The 17,904-nt window shown below is 52.5% G+C and carries 10 protein-coding genes; 8 read left to right on the top strand and 2 right to left on the bottom strand.

Features of this window, described 5'->3' with window-relative positions; all coding sequences use genetic code 11:
- The first annotated feature begins 81 nt into the window (after nucleotides 1-81).
- From SD10_RS27345 to SD10_RS27325, 5 genes are all read left to right on the top strand, one after another.
- On the top strand, nucleotides 82-1,560 hold the full coding sequence (locus SD10_RS27345) for a RagB/SusD family nutrient uptake outer membrane protein (RefSeq protein WP_046578484.1): 1,479 nt from the start codon (nucleotides 82-84) through the stop codon (nucleotides 1,558-1,560).
- A gap of 90 nt (nucleotides 1,561-1,650) precedes the next feature.
- Complete coding sequence (locus SD10_RS27340; RefSeq protein ID WP_046578482.1) at nucleotides 1,651-4,224, top strand: glycoside hydrolase family protein; 2,574 nt, start codon at nucleotides 1,651-1,653, stop codon at nucleotides 4,222-4,224.
- Between the two features lie 176 nt (nucleotides 4,225-4,400).
- A complete protein-coding gene (locus tag SD10_RS27335; protein ID WP_046578481.1) occupies nucleotides 4,401-6,128 on the top strand; it encodes a sodium:solute symporter family protein in 1,728 nt (575 codons plus the stop codon).
- 78 nt (nucleotides 6,129-6,206) lie between these two features.
- Entirely contained in the window at nucleotides 6,207-8,270 is a 2,064-nt protein-coding gene (locus tag SD10_RS27330) for a glycoside hydrolase family 2 protein (RefSeq protein WP_052731362.1), read from the top strand.
- Entirely contained in the window at nucleotides 8,245-10,539 is a 2,295-nt protein-coding gene (locus tag SD10_RS27325; RefSeq protein WP_046578479.1) for an FAD-dependent oxidoreductase, read from the top strand. Before SD10_RS27330 ends, SD10_RS27325 begins: the two co-directional genes overlap by 26 nt.
- Before the next feature lie 9 nt (nucleotides 10,540-10,548).
- Here SD10_RS27325 and SD10_RS27320 read toward each other — a convergent pair whose 3' ends face one another.
- Together SD10_RS27320 and msrB are read right to left on the bottom strand one after the other, a co-directional pair.
- The gene (locus SD10_RS27320; protein WP_046578477.1) at nucleotides 10,549-13,191 is read right to left on the bottom strand and encodes a T9SS type A sorting domain-containing protein; all 2,643 of its coding nucleotides are present in this window, start codon (nucleotides 13,189-13,191) and stop codon (nucleotides 10,549-10,551) included.
- Between the two features lie 208 nt (nucleotides 13,192-13,399).
- Nucleotides 13,400-13,807 carry a peptide-methionine (R)-S-oxide reductase MsrB gene (msrB, locus tag SD10_RS27315; protein ID WP_046578475.1) on the bottom strand — a complete coding sequence of 136 codons (408 nt, stop codon included), beginning with the start codon at nucleotides 13,805-13,807 and terminating at the stop codon, nucleotides 13,400-13,402.
- 296 nt (nucleotides 13,808-14,103) lie between these two features.
- On the opposite strand from msrB, the gene SD10_RS27310 reads away from it, so the two are divergent.
- The 3 genes from SD10_RS27310 (at nucleotide 14,104) to SD10_RS27300 (ending at nucleotide 17,862) form a co-directional block, all read left to right on the top strand.
- Complete coding sequence (locus tag SD10_RS27310; RefSeq protein WP_046580228.1) at nucleotides 14,104-15,978, top strand: RecQ family ATP-dependent DNA helicase; 1,875 nt, start codon at nucleotides 14,104-14,106, stop codon at nucleotides 15,976-15,978.
- Between the two features lie 325 nt (nucleotides 15,979-16,303).
- On the top strand, nucleotides 16,304-17,170 hold the full coding sequence (locus SD10_RS27305; RefSeq protein WP_046578473.1) for a glucose 1-dehydrogenase: 867 nt from the start codon (nucleotides 16,304-16,306) through the stop codon (nucleotides 17,168-17,170).
- 95 nt (nucleotides 17,171-17,265) lie between these two features.
- On the top strand, nucleotides 17,266-17,862 hold the full coding sequence (locus tag SD10_RS27300) for a gluconate 2-dehydrogenase subunit 3 family protein (RefSeq protein ID WP_046578471.1): 597 nt from the start codon (nucleotides 17,266-17,268) through the stop codon (nucleotides 17,860-17,862).
- Nucleotides 17,863-17,904 lie beyond the last annotated feature (42 nt).

The raw sequence follows: 17,904 nt of genomic DNA, 5'->3' as shown, positions 1-17,904 counted from the left end.
CGAAAGAGTGAATGAGTGAATGAGTGAAAAACGCATCTGTCATTCATCTTTCACTCATTCTCTCACTCGCTCTTTACAAACATGAAAAAGATACTCATTCCTATACTCGTTGCCCTCTCCTTAACAGCCTGTAAGCTGGACGAAACCATTTACTCGTCTATCTATACCGAAGCATTTTATAAAACGGCTTCTGATGCCGAAAAAGGCCTGATTGCGGTGTATGACCCGATTGCCGATATGTGTGTGGGCCCAGCCATGACCATTGTCTCTGACTTCAGCGCCGACCAAACCTACCCTCGGGCCGTTGTGGGGCGGAACACCCTAACCCTGTTTTCATACGACCCCAACTACACGACCCAGAAAAGTGCCGGACGGATCAATGAGGCCCCTCAGCAAATCTGGACATCCTGTTACGATGGTATTGAGAAGGCCAACTGGATTATTGAGAAGGTGCCCGGTGCTAAAATGGACGCAACCCGTCAGAAGCAAATTATTGGCGAAGCTTATTTTATGCGGGCTTTTTATCACTGGACGCTGACCAAGAATTTCGGCGATGTGCCGGTAAAGATCAAAGCCAGTGCCACACAGGCCGAAGCCATTGTCGGGAAGAGCACCAAGGCAGAGGTCTATAAGCAGATTTATAGTGATCTGGATCAGGCATTAGCTGCCGGTTTGCCTTCATACCCGGCTGTTGATAAGGGGCGACCATCCAAAGAAGTCGTCAATGCCCTCTATGCCAAAGCTGCCCTCTACAACGAAGATTGGGCAACGGCGTCCAAGAAAGCGCAGGAAGTGATTGCTTCGGGCAAATATGCCTTGTTGCCGAATGTGCTGGATGTCTATCGGTACGACAACGAAGACCCGGCCCGACTCGAAAACATGTGGGCTTTCGAGTCGGAAGGTGGCTTCAGTCCTTCGCGTGGGCATCAGCTGACCAGCCTGTGCGGCCCGGCGGGTAGCGCGGCTCCGGCCTATTCGAAAACTTCTTTCGGGTCGATGTTTGCCTATCAGTCCTTTTACGACTCTTTTAATCCGGCCGACAAACGGCGGTTGTTGCTCGATACCACCTACGTTGATAAGAGCAATAAAACAGTTGCACAGCGAAACATTACTCCCATTACGGCGCAGGGTGTATTGATTAAAAAATACCAGGACCCCGTATCGACGATTGGAAACACCCCCAACATTCCCATACTCCGCTTACCGGATATGTACCTGATTGCGGCCGAAGCCGAAGCGCGTCAGAATGGAGTTTCTGCAACGGCTTATGGCTTCATTAACCCGGTCCGGAAACGGGCGGGTCTGCCGGATCTGACGCCCGGCCTGAGCAAAGATGCCTTTATCGACGCGGTGATTCAGGAGCGTTCCTGGGAGTTTTTTGCTGAAGGCGACCGCTGGTATGACCTAACCCGTACGGGTAAATATATGACGGCCCTGACTTCAGCCGTAAATAGTGTGTATCCATCCCGTCCCGTTCAGGCCAAGAACAAATATTTCCCCATTCCGCAGGACGAACTCAACGCCAACCTGAAGCTGGTGCAAAATGCGGATTGGAAATAGATGTACCCACGGGCTTTAGTCCGTGTTTCCCTGGTACTATTTAGGATAAAAACACGGGCTAAAGTCCGTGGGTATACAACCCTTTACTCAATGAAATTAATCTGGAAAGTTGCTCTTTTAAGTATCGGCTTTACAGCCGCTTTGGCTCAATCGAATCAGCCAATATCACTGGTGAATGAGCGCGTAAGAGTCATCTGGAAAAATACACCGAATGGTTGGTCCATTGGGCAGGTGGCCGTACGCAAGGGCAACCAATGGGTAAGCCTGGCAACCCCATCGGGCGAGAATACCCTGCTTTATGCCACCGAAAAACCACCCGAAAAACCCGAAACGACGTTTACCTCCATTACGGGAGAAGAGTTTCCCGGCCCAAAATATCATTACCAGCAAGTGCAGTGGGCCGAAAGTACAAACCCCGTTTCGCTGAATACGGCCGGGCAGGCGGTTCACTTCTTTCCCAAAGAAGCCAGACGAACCGGCAATAACTCATTGACTTTTCGTCAGGAAACGGATGCGGCCACTATCAGCACCGAATGGGCGTTCGATCCGAAGTTTCCATCGGATATCATCGTCAAACAAACCGTTACGCCGAAAAGGGATGGGTACTTCTCGCTGGCCAGTCCGACGCTGGCCAGCACGGCGGAACAAAATCTGGCCTGGGCTACCGTACCGGGCTATTTCCAGGGAAACAAGCTACAACCGAATTTTGCCTTGGCTTATGCCTATGGGCATGGCATCCCGTCGTTGCCAGTCGTCTACCGCGAACGGTGCGCCAGTACGCTTTGCCCAATGGTCAGTACCAAAAATGGCATTACGCTTTCCATCATTCCCGAACCCGGACTTAGCCGCGATCCGTGGGCCAGAGATAAACCTACGCAAACCGACTGGAACATTGGTTTGTCGCACATGAACCGGAAAGCGCAGCTTTCGCCTACGCTCTACTACCCCGTGTTGGGAGAGCCAAAATCCAGCCTTAAAACCGGGGAGCCGATGAGCTACACCTTTCGGTACAGCCTGACTGACGGCGGCTGGTTCAAGGCGTTGAATCACGCTGTGTATGACATTTATCAGTTTAAGGAAACGCTGGCGTTGCGGCAATCCAAACAGTCGCTGACGGATCGCATCGAGAAGATGCACCATTATCTGACAGACCCCAAGACGTCCTTATGGAATATTGAAGAGTTTGAGGGTAAAAAACTGGGGGCGCAGTCCTATCTGGGTGGCGTTGTGGGATCGAATAAGGACGCGATGAAAAACTCGGATTACGGCGCGATGTGGATGCTGGCCAACGCGACCCACGACCCGCTCCTGACTAAAAACGTGCTTCCCTACGCCGAAAACTTTAAACTGGCGCAACAGGAAACCGGAAACAGCTTTTTTAAAGGGGCACCCGAAGGCCAATATTACCTGGCCAAATCGAAAAAGTTTGTGGAGGAATGGGGCGAAGTCGTCGAACCCATCGGCCTGACCTACTATACCATGCTCGACATTGGCAATATGCTCTTGTTTGAGCCGACGAATACGGAACTGAAAGAACGGTTACGCCTGGGCGCCGACCGCCTGCTCACCTGGCAAAAGCCGGATGGCCGCTGGGCCGTGGCTTACGACCGTCCTACGGAACAGGAGGTTTTTAAAGACATTCAGGATTTGCGGCCCACGTTTTACGGATTGATTGTTGCTTACCGAATCCTGAAAGATCCCAAATACCTGACGGCCGCCCGTAAAGGCGCTGACTGGTTCCTTAAAAACGCCATCGAAACGGGTAGCTTTCTGGGCGTCTGTGGCGATGCTCGCTATGCGCCGGATTTTGCCACCGGTCAGTCGGCGCAGGCGCTGCTGGATTTATTTGATCTGACGAACGACGCCCGTTACAGAAACGCAGCCATCACAGCGGCCAAAATCTATACAACATCGATTTATACGCATCCCATTGCCAACCACAATCCAAAGACCGTCAATGGTATACCGCGCGAAGACTGGGAGATTAGCCAAACGGGGCTGAGCTTTGAGCACGGGGGCATTTTTGGTTCGGCTACCCGACTTGGTCCTATTCAATTATGCAGCCATGCCGGGATGTTTATCCGGATGTATCAATTGACGAAAGAACCAATCTTTGCGGATATGGCCCGGTCTGGAGCCATTGGCCGGGATGCCTTTGTGGAGCCGAAAACCAGTGTGGCGTCCTATTACTGGGACCGGATGAACAAAGGTTCGGGGCCGTATCCGCATCACGCCTGGTGGCAGATTGGCTGGCTAACGGACTACCTCATGGCCGAAGCGGAGCTACGCTCTGGCGGGAAAATAGTTTTCCCGCGTGGTTTCGTAACACCCAAAGTTGGTCCGCACCAAACCTACGGATTCGGCGCTGGAACGATATACGGTCAACCCGCCAGCCTGCTCATTCAGGAAGGTCTGGTACAATCCGGAAGCCCCGTGATCGACTACATCCTGGCCCGCTCGGCCGACCAGAAGAAACTTTACGTGATCCTGCTCAACAATCGGGCTCAGGCCACAAAGACAACCGTAAAGCTGACCCCAGCCACCATTCAGAAAACAAGCAAGGCGGCTCGCTGGCTACCTACTAATCAGGCCATTTCGGCAGATAACATTGCGCTGGATTTGCCAGGCTTTGGGCAGACAGTTCTGGAAGTGGATTTACAGTAAACGTAAATAGCCCGGCATGACTAGTTGGGCTGTTGGGCGTAGTTTTTAACTACGTCCTGACGTTATCCGGCCTTTGGCCGGAGTCATGTACGTCGTCTTAAAAGACTTAATCCCGGTTGGAGACCGGATAACACATCAGCGTAGTCAAAACCTACGCCGAACCAAGCTATACGAACTTGAACACAACCATCGATACAGCCGTCATTGTCATTTTTTCGGCTTTTGTCCTGACGATCGGGATGCTCTTTGCCCGGACGGGCCGGAACCTGAAATCCTTTTTTGCGGGCGGTGAAGCTGTGCCGTGGTTCATTGGCGGGCTGTCACTTTTTATGAGTTTCTTCTCGGCGGGAACGTTCGTTGCCTGGGGATCCATTGCCTACAAACACGGTTGGGTCGCCATCACCATCCAGTGGACCATGTGCATCGGTGCGCTGGTAACGGGTCTGTATCTGGCCCCGCGCTGGAAACAAACGGGTGCACTCACAGCTGCCGAGTTTATCCGCGAACGGCTGGGCGCAACAGTGCAAAAGGTGTACATCTTCATTTTTACACTGGTGTCGCTGTTCATCAAAGGGTCTGTTTTGTATCCGGTAGCCAAGCTGGTGAGCGTTTCGCTCAACTTACCGCTGGTTCCCTGTACTATCGGTTTGGGCTTTTTTATGATCGCCTACACCGCTGTTGGCGGACTCTGGGCCGTAATGGTTACGGATATCTTACAGTTCGTCGTGCTGTCGGCCGCCGTGTTTATTCTCCTGCCGTTGTCGCTGGATCGGGTGGGTGGTTTCGACGGATTCGTCAAAGCCGTGCCGGATGATTTTTTCAACCTCCTTAACGGCGAATACACCTTCGGATTCGTAGCCGCTTTTGTGATCTATCACATCTGTTACATTGGCGGCAACTGGACGTTCGTCCAGCGATACACCAGCGTCGACAGTCCGAAGTCGGCGAAAAAGGTGGCTTTTCTGTTTGCCGGACTATACCTGATCAGTCCGGTTATCTGGATGCTGCCACCCATGATCTACAAAGTCATCAACCCATCGCTAACCGGCCTGGATACCGAGAATGCGTACTTGATGATCTGCAAACTCGTTTTGCCACCGGGCTTGCTGGGGCTCATGCTGACGGGCATGTACTTTTCTACGTCGGCGAGTGCCAATACCGCCCTAAACGTTGTTTCGGCCGTCTTTACCAACGATATCTACAAAGGCCTCATTAACCCAACTGCTTCGGACACCCAGTTGATTCGGGTAGCACGGGGTTCGTCCTGGCTGTTCGGGCTGGGCATGATTGGCATTGCCCTGATGGTTCCGGCGGCAGGGGGCATTGTGGAGGTCGTTCTGAGTATTTCGTCTATTTCGGGCGGACCTTTGCTGGCTCCTCCCCTTTGGGCACTGTTCTCGAAACGCCTGACCAGCCGGGCTACACTCTGGATCACCGGCATTAGCTTGAGTGCCAACCTATTCTTCAAAATCCTGGCTCCTCTATTACTGGGGGTAAAATTAACCCGAGCCGAAGAAACCATGATTGGCGTTGGCCTGCCGTTTCTGTTACTACTTGGTTATGAGCTATGGGCAAGATCGAAAGAAAGCGTCGCTCAGGAGTATTACCAGTACCTGATGGCCCGCCAGCAAAAACGGGACGATGCGCGGGCCGAATCGCCCGAAGAAACACTGGCCATACGAAAACAGAATCGTTTCGGCTTGCGGGTCATTGCAGGCTCTCTAGCCTTTACCGCGCTGATGCTGTGTGGCCTGAGTTTCCTGACGACAGAAGGCGCGGGAATAACCGCCGTGATTTCGGGGGTGGTTCTGGTACTTGCGCTGATTCCATGGCGGGCTGCTCAGCAGGTCCAGCTACCCTCAGACCCGCAACAAATCGAGAAACTCATCAATACGAACCTATAGTCCACCCGACATTGTCAAGGTATTCAGAATTGCCAAAAAGGTATGATTTACAGTAAAACAAGCCTTAAAGAAATTTCAATGATACAAGTACGCTGGTTATTAAGTCTATTCGTTTACACAGGTCTGACGCTTTCTGGTTTCGCTCAATACACGATTCGAGATCCCGATGCGATTCCCCTGCACGGTGAATGGCGGTTTGCCCTCGATCCGGTAGATGCGGGTGAGCGGGGCAAATGGTATCAGGAAGATGCCTCCCTGAATCGGTGGGACAAAGTGACGGTGCCGCACTGTTTCTCCGTCGATCCGCGCTACCAGTTTTACACCGGTACCGCCTGGTATCGCCGGACGTTTCCTTTCCAGGTAAGCCCTGGGAAACGGGTTATCCTTCATTTCGATGCGGCTTATTACGAAACATCGGTCTGGATAAATAATCAGAAAGTTGGCACACACGAAGGTGGCTACACGCCGTTTCACTTCGACATTACTGAGTATTTAAAAACCGATCCGGCCAATGGTGCGCTAAACCACATCGCGATCTCGGTAAATAATAATACATGGAAAACGACGACCATACCGGGCGCCAAAGACAACAACCTTCCTGAATCCTTCCCGGGCTGGATAAACTACGGCGGTCTCATCCGACCCGTTTATCTGACCGTCGAACCGGAGGTATATGTGGAGAATGTCAAGGTCGAAGCAACCCCGGACTTAGCGAAAGGTACCTCATCACTAAAAATCAGAACCCGCGTTCGGAATGCGGGCAAGCAAGCCATTACACCCAAACTCTCGTTTCGGGTGGAGCAAAATGGCAAGCCCATCAGCCTGACCTGGAAACAACCGGCTGGCACCGTTACAACTAACCAGACAGCGATGCTGGAAGCCGAAACGGTGTTAAAAGCCGCCGATGTCAAGCTGTGGAGCGTAGACCAGCCAACCTTATATGACATGCAGGTGATTGTTGGTAATGACACCGTTCGGTCTCATTTCGGCATTCGGAAAGTAGAGGTTCGAAACGCGCAGTTGCTACTGAACGGGCAGCCGATCAAAGTGGCGGGCGGGAACCGCGTAGTCGATTACACTGGCTTAGGCTCGCTCGAACCCGACTGGCTGGTCGAAAAAGATATGCGGCTAATGAAAGAAGCGGGTATGGAACTGCATCGGCTCACCCACTATACGCCCTCCGAAACCATTTACGACTGGGCCGATCGCAACGGGATGCTCATCATCAGCGAAGCAGGCAACTGGCAGCTTACACCCCGGCAGATGGACAATGATACCATGCGCACCAAGTTCCGGCAGCAGTTTCGCGAGATGGCCGAACGCGACTGGAATCACCCCTGCGTAATTGCCTATAGTGTTGGCAATGAGTATCTGTCGGAACAACCAGCGGGTCAGCGATGGACGAAGGATATGATTGCCTACGCCCGCGAACTTGACCCAACCCGGCTGTATACCTTCGCGTCCATGCGGCTCAATACGCTACCCAAAAAGCCCGAAGACGAAGCGAGTCAGTACTGCGATTTCGTTTCGACCAACACCTACGGCAACCACGTGAATGTGCTGAAACACATCCATTCGCTTTATCCCGACAAGCCAATCTTCATCAGCGAATACGGCACGCGGGCCGATGGGAAGGATAGCGAAGCGGGTCAGGTTACGCATATCGACAAGTTTCTGGCCGACATTCGGCCGTTGCCCTACGTAGTGGGCGCTTCCTGGTGGTCGTTTAATGACTACCTGAGTCGGCATGACGGCACAAACCCGGACGGCACCCGCCCGTGGGGACTGGTTCGGGGCGATCGCTCGAAACGCCCCCTGTACAAAGCTCACCAAACGGGCATGGCACCCGTCACCGTCGAAAAGGTGAGCTGGACTACGGGAAAGGCAGGTGTTCATACGGTGACCCTACGTGTGACGGCCCGGAATGATTTTCCGGCCTATGCTATCAAAAAGTATCAGCTAAGAACAGACAACACAACGTTGCCGATTTCTGATCTGCAACCAGGCCAAAGTGCCAACATCAGCTTTCCGGTGCGGGGTTTCGACAAAACGATCACTGTTGAGATCATCAAACCAACCGGTTTTTCAATTCTTACCCAAACTATTGACTCAACGAATGATACGCGAACAAGCAACCGATAAACGAACTTCAAAAACCGTTCGACACGAGGCCGATCTGATTGTGGTTGGTGGCGGGTTGTCGGGCGTTTGCTGCGCCATCACTGCGGCCCGGGCGGGCATTCAGGTTTTGCTGGTGCAGGATCGCCCGGTATTGGGCGGAAACTCGTCGTCCGAAGTACGGCTATGGGTGCTGGGCGCTACCTCGCACATGGGCAACAACAACCGCTGGGCGCGGGAAGGGGGCGTTATCGATGAGTTACTGCTCGAAAACCTCTACCGAAACCCGGAAGGCAATCCGTTGATTTTTGATACCATTTTGCTGGAAAAAGTGGTTTTGGAGCCGAACATCAAGCTTTTACTCAATACGGCAGTATATGAAGTCGAAAAATCTGACGCCGATACGATTAGCGGATTGAAAGCCTTTTGCAGTCAGAACAGTACTCAGTATGAACTGGTAGCCCCGCTTTTCTGCGATGCTTCAGGCGATGGCCTTGTCGGTTTTCAGGCGGGTGCCGCCTTTCGAATGGGCGCCGAAAGCCGGGAAGAATTCGGCGAAAAGTTTGCGCCAACGGCCGAATACGGCGAATTGCTAGGGCACTCGCTCTACTTCTACACCAAGAACACTGGCCGGCCGGTTCGCTTCGTGCCACCGGCTTATGCCTTGGACGACATCACCAAAATTCCGCGCTACAAACGCTTTAACGCACAAGAATATGGCTGTCAGTTGTGGTGGATCGAGTACGGCGGTCGGCTCGATACGGTTCACGATACCGAAGCCATTAAATGGGAACTCTGGAAAGTGGTATACGGCGTCTGGAATTACATCAAAAACTCCGGCCAATTTCCCGAAGCCGAGACGATGACGCTGGAATGGGTTGGGCAAATTCCCGGCAAACGCGAAAGTCGCCGATTCGAGGGCGATTACATGCTCACGCAGCAGGACGTCGTGGAACAGCGAACGCACGCCGATGCCGTTGCCTTTGGTGGTTGGTCCATTGACTTGCATCCGGCCGATGGCATTTTTTCAGAGAAGCCGGGTTGTAACCAGTGGCACAGCAAGGGCATGTACCAGATTCCCTTTCGCTGCCTGTACAGCCGAAACATTACGAATCTGTTTCTGGCCGGACGCATCATCAGTGCCTCCCACGTTGCCTTCGGCTCGTCGCGGGTGATGGCCACGGGTGCGCACGTTGGGCAGGCCGTGGGTATGGCCGCTGCCCTATGCACCCAAAATGGGCTGCGCCCCCGCGACCTGACCGAACCGGCCCAAATTCAGAACTTGCAGCAAGAACTGCTCAAAACCGGCCAGCACATTCCCGGCCTTTCGCTTCGCGACCCGGACGACCTCGCTCAGAATGCCAGCCTGTCTGCTTCCAGCGAATTTAGCCTGAACGAACTTCCCCCGGACGGACCCTTGCAACCGCTGACTCATTCGGCGGCCCAGATGCTGCCCCTGCCGGCGGGTATAATTCCCCAAATGACCGCCATCGTCACAGCCGATCAGGCAACAACGTTGACGGTTGACCTTCGCCGAAGCAGTAAACCATTGAATCATACGCCCGATGTAACGCTTGAGACGTTGACAATTCCGCTGGTAAAGGGCAAGCAGACCATCGACCTGCCCTTTACCAGCCGGATGGATGAGCCCGGTTATGTGTTCGTTATGTTCATGAAGAACGAACACGTCCAGTTGCAATACAGCCAGTTACGCGTGACGGGCGTTTTGTCGGTGTTTAACAAAATCAACCCGGCCGTTTCGAATTACGGCAAGCAGGAGCCAACAGACGATATTGGCGTCGATACGTTCGAGTTCTGGTGCCCCGAACGCAGACCAGCGGGGCAGAATATTGCGTTGACCATCAAGGGAGGCATTCGCCTGTTCGGCGCTGAAAACAGCCGAAATGGAAGTCAGCGTCCAACCAGCCAACCCAATGCCTGGGTGGCAGCTGCCGACGATCCAAATCCAACGCTAACCCTATCCTGGCCGAATAAGCAACGAATCAGTCGGGTTGAACTCCGTTTTGATACCGATTTCGACCACCCGCTCGAAACCGTTATCATGATTCATCCGGAAACCGTTTCGCCATTTTGTGTGGACGAATACGAATTATGCAGTGACAGCCAGGAGCGCATTTTTCACCAGACCAACAACTACCTGAGCAACCGCACCATTCGGTTTGAGCAACCCATAGAAACGACCAGTTTAACCATTCACTTGAAAAGCAAGCGTAGCTTTGGAGAGGGCGCTTTTACCCCGGCTTCTCTGATGGAAATCCGATGTTATGCCTAAAGGCCTGTCTTACTTTGTGATAATGACTTTTCTTGTCAGCACGGAGTCACCAACAGACAGATGAAGGAAATACAAGCCCGAGGGCAGTTGGCTGAGGTCGAGTTGCTCGTTCACCGTCTTGTTTTTAACCTGCATTGTCTGTTGGTGCAGTAGCAGGCCACCGGTTCCGGCAATACGCAGTTGAATGTTGGGAACCGGCGTCACCAGATCAGCCTTTAATTGCACGATCCCGCTGGTAACCGGGTTTGGGTAAAGCTGGAATGTACCTACCGTCGCTGGTTCATTGGCCAGAACGAGTGGCGCGGCTGGTGCCTGAATACGAAGGTTATCGATGGCCCAACCCCAGCCATGAGACAGTTGATCTGCCAGCAACCGGAAGCGGATTAAAATTTGGTCGCCCGCCCGAAACAGGCTTTTCTGGCTCAGAAGGGGTATATCGCGGTGGCGATATAAGGCCGGAACGCCTACCGTTGCTGAGTTTTGCTCACCGACCGGACTGAGTACGGAACCAATCGTGTATGCCTTTAGCCAATCGGGATTGTCTGCCGAGCTGTACGCATCCAGCAGTGGCCGCCAGGTCGATCCATTATCGCTGGATCCTTCCACAACGACGTAATCAAAGAAATTTTTATCACCTAGACGACTTCCTACACTCCCCGGTTCGACCAGCACAATTTCATCGAAGCGCATAACCGCACTATCCGGGTTCGCTTTAATCCGAATGGGCGACAGCAATACGTATTCATAGCTACTTTGACTTTGAAAATCAGTGCCGTTGCGATACGGGTGCTCGGAATGAATGGCCGGATTACCAAACTCGGCCGGAGTTGCCAGACTGAAGCCGTAACCCACAAAATCGGTCGTCGTAGCGGCATTATCGAAGGTGTTGATGTATTGGTCACGGACTGCCAGGGGAGATACTACCCGGAGTTCATAAAATCCCGTCGCGGGGCTAATGGTCTGATTTTTCGCTCTTGCCGAATCTCTGGCTACAATGCGGTAAGTAATCTTGTCGCCCGCCTTTAGCGAGTTGACCGGAAAGTTGATCCGGCTGGTGTATAGGCTATCGTATGTGATGTTCGCAATGGTCTGACGGCTATAGCGCAATGGGAGATTTGGCTGGGCAACGCCATTGATCTGGTACTCGACATAAGCCGCGCTGATACCGCTCCGATCATCGGCAATACGGGCGTAAATGGGCAGACTATCCACCACGGTTGTGGAGAAAACGACATTCTTCGCTGGACTATACTGCACAATCGGCGGTGTGTTGTCGGGGCCAACGCGGACATGATGCCAGGTTTGTGCGCCGTTTGAGAGTTTACCGGGGTTTGAAAATGTACGCCCGGTGGCATCCTGCGCCTGAAAATAATACCAGATATCGCCCTGGGCCTGCGCACTTGGCAGCGTGTACTGGTACATATCCGTCGTGCCAATCCGCGCGGGCGCTACCGCCGTTGCCGTCGAATCGCTGGCGGTAGGAGCCGTTTTACGGTAAAACAACCGAACGGAGTTAGCCACCAGATTGGTGTCACTGATGACTCGAACACTGAATACAAAGTCTTTCACATCTTCTGAATTCAACACGGGCTCATGGAGCACCGACGTCGTTTTCCATTCCATATCCGAGAATAACGCAAGCACCATATACCCCGGTGAGTGAATGGACTCAGCCCGGCCCAGAAATGCGCTCATTAATGAATTGATGTCTCCTTTCGGATAGGTATCGTCATCGAGGTGGTAAATACTCGACGCCCGGTCAAACGTTGCTTTTGCCTGTAACCGCAGCTTTTGCAAGGATGTCTGCTTCAGAATCGCGCCATTCAGAAACAGGTCATTTCCCGTAAGTTGCCGGTTCAGTAGGATTGAGTTATTCGGGTACTCGGTTTGCGACGTCACTAATCGCTTCCGCTGCCCATTTTCGATAAAGTGATCGTAAATCGATGGCAAATCGGCCAGGTATTGTCCATTGCCCTGATCACCCTTGCCGCTTTCGACGTTAAAGAAGCCAATAAAGCCGAGTCCGTGTGCTAGTTCATGCAAAACGGCCGTAACCAGATCGGCCTGTCCGCTGGGCGTTTTTCCATCGGTGCCATAATACCAATCGTTATTTCGATTAAAGTCAGCCACAATGTCGGCGTCGGCAGGGCTGTTCAATTCGCGACGGGCAATTTTTTCGGCTAGCGCAATTGGATAAAAGGCTCTGGCTTTTTGTGCCCCATCGAAGCTATACCGATACGAAGCCGGTCCCGCCGATCCAAGTACGTTTGGCTCCCCAGATACCCAGTTGGCCTGTATCCGAATGGGTACCGGCGAAACGATCAGTGTCGACCAGATGTCGACGGCATACTGAAAGGCTCGTTTAGCATCAGCCGTGAAGCTGCTGTTGTAGGTAACAATAAACTGAGCCGTAGGAGCCGTTGAGCGCCCGTTAGGGCTTTTTCGATTCAGGAAATCACTCGGTGCCGGTATACGCGATATCGCGTCGTACCCTGTTGAATAGTACGTACACTTAGTACCGGGTATAGTCAGGCTAACGGGTTTTGTCAACGCGTTACTGGGTTGAAACCCATTGTTTTTCTGTGCCAATACCCTGTTGGCGCACAGTAGTCCGATCATAATGATCAATCGGAGCACATACCCATACTTCATATAAGCGTATCGCGTTTCGGTTCAGCAGCTCTCATGTCGTCTAACTCTGCAAAGTTCACTACTAATCGGCAACGGACAATACACAACAGGCCGTTTAGAAATAAACGGCCTGTTATATTAGGATTTATGGGACACCGGGCTGAAACCCGGTGTTGTGCGAATACGAGTAATCCTGACTATATGAAACAAATTGACTCCAACGCCGATCTTATACCGAATCGGCGGTTCGCTTCAGCACCAGCGATACGGAGTTCAGGCAATACCGGAGGCCACCGGGGGGAGGCCCGTCATTGAAGACGTGGCCAAGGTGCGCATCACAGATGTTACACAGCACCTCGACCCGAGACATGCCGTAGCTGTTATCCTTTTCCAGTCGAATCCGCTCCTGCTCAATGGGCTCGGTGAAACTTGGCCAGCCCGTTCCCGATTCAAACTTGGTTTTCGATTCGAATAACTCTGTGCCACAGCATACGCAAGCGTAAAGGCCGGGGTCATGCGCTTCGCAGTACTCGCCCGAGAAGGCCCGTTCGGTGCCCTTACCCCGCGCTACCCGGTATTGTTCCGGCGTCAGCTGCTGCCGCCACTCTTCATCCGTTTTTATTACTTTTTGAATCATAAACAGGTTATCGTTTTAGCGTTTGTCGTTTGTGGGAACCAACCGGTGTTACTTTGTTTTGACTTACAACCCGATTTAGTCTAATTGATTCGGGTACGAACCGTATAAACGTAAACACATTGGTCTACCGATTTGTCTATTTAAGGCCATAAATTTGCATGCAATTCGGTTTATATAGAAGAATGCACCGGCCATCGTAGCCACGGATCGCTAAAAGCCGTAGACTGTAAACCATAAGAACATTGACCACCCGGCAGATTTTACAGCAATTTTGGGGTTACTCCACCTTTCGGCCCATGCAGGAAGATGTGGTCGATACGGTATTGGCCCGGCAGGATGCCCTTGTCCTGATGCCAACCGGGGGCGGCAAGTCCATCTGCTTTCAGGTGCCGACACTGGCCATGAAAGGGGTTTGTATTGTTGTGACGCCCCTGATTGCCCTCATGAAAGATCAGGTCGAGCAGTTGCGCAGGCGGGGCATTCCGGCGGCTGCCATTTACTCGGGGATGCACTACCGCGAGATTGATACGACCCTCGATAACTGCATTTACGGGAACACTAAATTCCTGTACGTTTCCCCCGAACGGCTCCGTACAGAAATCGTCATTGAACGGGTTAAGCAGATGGTTGTCTGCCTGTTAGCCGTTGATGAAGCGCACTGTATTTCGGCCTGGGGCTACGATTTCCGGCCGCCCTATCTGCAAATCGCCGAGTTTCGCGAACTTATTCCCGATACGCCGATTATTGCGCTGACGGCTTCGGCCACGCCCGATGTGCAGGCGGACATTGTCGAGAAGCTGGCGCTACGGGAGCCCCAAATTTTCCGGCAATCGTTTGCGCGGGCAAACCTGTCTTACTCGGCGGTTCTCGAAGAAAATAAAGATGCCCGGCTGCTTCGTGTGCTGCAAAATGTGCCGGGTTGTGCCATTGTGTACGTTCGAAGCCGGAAGCAGACCCAGAACATGGCGCAGTGGCTCGTTCGGCAGGGTATTTCGGCTGACTTTTACCATGCGGGCCTGACAACGCTGCAACGCGCTGAAAAGCAAGACGCCTGGATACAGGACAGAACGCGGGTGATGGTCGCCACGAATGCGTTTGGTATGGGCATCGACAAACCCGATGTTCGGGTAGTGGTGCATCTGGACGTGCCGGACTCCCTCGAAGCCTATTACCAGGAAGCGGGTCGCGCCGGGCGGGATGGCCAGAAGGCGTACGCCGTCATGCTCTATACCAACAATGATCTGGAGAGTTTGCGGTTCCGAACGGAGCAGCTTTACCAGCCTGTTGAGATGCTGCGCCGGGTGTATCAGGCCATTGCCAATTATACGGCCGTGCCCATTGGCGGTGGTGAGTTTACCAGTTATGACTTTGACCTGGGCTCGTTTACGGGTACGTTTAACCTGCCTCCTCAGGAAACGCACTATGCGCTCAAGCAGCTTCAATTGGAAGGCTTCATTCAGCTCAACGAGAATTATTACCATCCGTCGCGGCTAGCCATTGTGCTGGATAATCGACAGCTATACGAGTTCCAGGTCTTGAATCCGCGTTTCGATTCTTTCCTTAAATTACTGCTGCGATTATATGGAGGTGAATTATTCACTGATTTTATCACTATCTCGGAATCGACTCTGGCACGCGCCTTTCTGCTGAATCAGCCCGAAATTGAAGAGTTGCTGGAGCAGTTGCATCAGCGCAACGTCATCATTTACGAAAAGCAGAAAGATAAGCCGCAGCTTACATTTCTGACACCTCGGCTCGATGCGCCCTCACTTCCGGTCAATGTACAGGAGTTGAACCGCCGGAAAGAGTTGGCGATGCGAAAAGTGCAGGCCGCCATTCTTTACACCGAACACCCAACCCAGTGCCGAACCCGACTTTTGCAAGCCTATTTCGGCGAAAAGCCGGGCGTTGATGGTGCATCAACAGACCGGGCCTGTGGCATTTGCGATAACTGTATCAAGAAGAAAAAGAAAGCAGAAGCTGCCTCATCAGCCGTACGGGAACAAGTCCGCGATTATGTTGCTTTGGCTAATGGCCCCGGTGTATCACCTAAGCAGCTCTCGTATCATTTTGCTCAAACTGACGCCGATACCCTGGCCCAAACGCTGAAGCAAATGCTGGCCGAAGAAGAAATCCAGTACAACAAAAGCGGCAATCTGACACTAAAGTAATTTATTTTTAGCTTTTCCTTTCCCCGTGGTCCGTGTCCTCACGGACCACTTGCGCGTCAGCAGAACCATCCGGAAAACTGGTCCGTGAGGACACCGATCATGGGAAGAAGACACTGTCTTGTTCTCCGTGGTCCGTGTCCTCACGAACCACGCGCGTCAGGAAAACCATCCGGACAACTGGTCTGTGAGGACACAATCAGGGAAATCCATTGAGAGAAAGTGACTTCTTTCTGCAAGCGATAACAAAAGCGTTGAACAGCTGTTTTCTTCTACGTGCCTAACCCGGTCAGTGAATTGACTGAACGGGCATTTGCTCAACGACGATATGGAAACAACTGAATTTCGCCCAACATCGGAGGAGATCCCCGGTCAGCAACTCCCCTATCCGGCCCGACAGTCGGACATGAACCCGGCTCCCGACAGTAATTTATCTAACTACAAACCAGCCGGCAAACTCACCGATAAGATTGCCATCGTTACCGGTGCCGACTCTGGAATCGGACGAGCGGTAGCCATTGCGTTTGCGATGGAAGGTGCGGACGTCGCTATTGTCTACAACGAAAATACCGACGACGCGAAGTATACCAAACGAATTGTTGAAAGTAAAGGGCGCTCCTGTCTAGTCATTCAGGCTGACGTTCGGAGTTCAACCGCTTGTAAAGATGTTGTTCAACAAACGGTGGACCATTATGGCAAATTGAACATTCTGGTCAACAACGCGGCCTTTCAAATGGCGCAGGAAAAACTGGAAGATATTACCGAAGAGCAGCTCCGGCGGACCTTTGACACCAATATCCTCGCCTATTTTTTCATGGCTCAGGCCGCTCTGCCGCATTTGCACGAAGGCGATGCCATTGTGAACACGGGTAGTATAGTCGGTATTGTGGGCAACCCAATTCTGGTTGATTATACCGCCACCAAAGGGGCCATTCATTCGTTCACTAAATCCCTGGCCATTCAATTAGGCAAACGAAACATTCGGGTAAACTGCGTGGCACCCGGGCCTGTCTGGACACCTAATATTCCAGCGACAATGCCCGAGGATGAAGTCAAAAACTTTGGTCACGAAGTTGCCCTTGCCCGTCCCGGCCAACCCGAAGAGTTAGCGCCTGCCTATGTACTACTAGCCTCCAATGAAGGCAGCTTCATGACGGGCAGCATCATTGAAGTAACCGGCGGCAAGCTGGGATGATACTTTATGTATGATGTATGATATAGGATGTATGTTCTGTCATTCATCCTATATCATACGTTGCACATCACCTCCCCTACCCAACATACTCCACCATGCTCCCCTACTACCCAACGAACACGGTTCGAGCGTTGCTCGATACCGATCAGGTCACCGATGCCACACGGCAGGCGCTAACTGAGCGCCTGCAACTGCCCCCGCATCAGCCTACGTTCTTTTCTGTCAGTGAGTTTGCGTTACTCCAAGCCGTTTGCAATCGCCTGGTTCCGCAGGATAACCCTTCGGGCTGGATCGATATGGCAAGCAACATCGATAAGCGATTGAGCGAGCATAAATACGATGGCTGGCGCTACGATACCATGCCCCCGGACGAAGATGCTTACAGACTTGGCTTAATGGGTATCGAAGAAAGCGCTCAGTTGATATTTCAACAGGAATTCCGAAACATTTCGGCTGAACAACAGGACTTTATTCTGAAGGCTGTTCAGTTGATGGAAGCACCGGGTGACACCTGGAAAAAACTCCCTGCCGATCGGTTTTTCGAAGAACTACTAACCGAAGCGACCGAGAACTATTACAGTCATCCGCTGGCGCAGGAGGAAATCGGCTATGTCGGCATGGCGGATGTTCCCGCCTGGCACCGCATTGGCCTGAACCAGTTGGAAGATCGCGAACCCAAACGCATCGGGTAAAGGGCTGGAGCAGCGGTTTCGAAGACCGTTGTGGCAAGATTG

Source organism: Spirosoma radiotolerans (assembly GCF_000974425.1).
Taxonomy (GTDB): domain Bacteria; phylum Bacteroidota; class Bacteroidia; order Cytophagales; family Spirosomataceae; genus Spirosoma; species Spirosoma radiotolerans.
This window is presented reverse-complemented; position numbering and strand designations above follow the sequence as displayed.

What these genes read in the sequence shown, in the direction of transcription:
- SD10_RS27320 (WP_046578477.1), bottom strand. Translation starts at nt 13,191, where the DNA reads ATGAAGTATGGGTATGTGCTCCGATTGATCATTATGATCGGACTACTG.
- SD10_RS27305 (WP_046578473.1), top strand. Translation starts at nt 16,304, where the DNA reads ATGGAAACAACTGAATTTCGCCCAACATCGGAGGAGATCCCCGGTCAG.
- SD10_RS27310 (WP_046580228.1), top strand. Translation starts at nt 14,104, where the DNA reads ATGCAGGAAGATGTGGTCGATACGGTATTGGCCCGGCAGGATGCCCTT.
- SD10_RS27325 (WP_046578479.1), top strand. Translation starts at nt 8,245, where the DNA reads ATGATACGCGAACAAGCAACCGATAAACGAACTTCAAAAACCGTTCGA.
- SD10_RS27340 (WP_046578482.1), top strand. Translation starts at nt 1,651, where the DNA reads ATGAAATTAATCTGGAAAGTTGCTCTTTTAAGTATCGGCTTTACAGCC.
- SD10_RS27330 (WP_052731362.1), top strand. Translation starts at nt 6,207, where the DNA reads ATGATACAAGTACGCTGGTTATTAAGTCTATTCGTTTACACAGGTCTG.
- msrB (WP_046578475.1), bottom strand. Translation starts at nt 13,807, where the DNA reads ATGATTCAAAAAGTAATAAAAACGGATGAAGAGTGGCGGCAGCAGCTG.
- SD10_RS27300 (WP_046578471.1), top strand. Translation starts at nt 17,266, where the DNA reads ATGCTCCCCTACTACCCAACGAACACGGTTCGAGCGTTGCTCGATACC.
- SD10_RS27345 (WP_046578484.1), top strand. Translation starts at nt 82, where the DNA reads ATGAAAAAGATACTCATTCCTATACTCGTTGCCCTCTCCTTAACAGCC.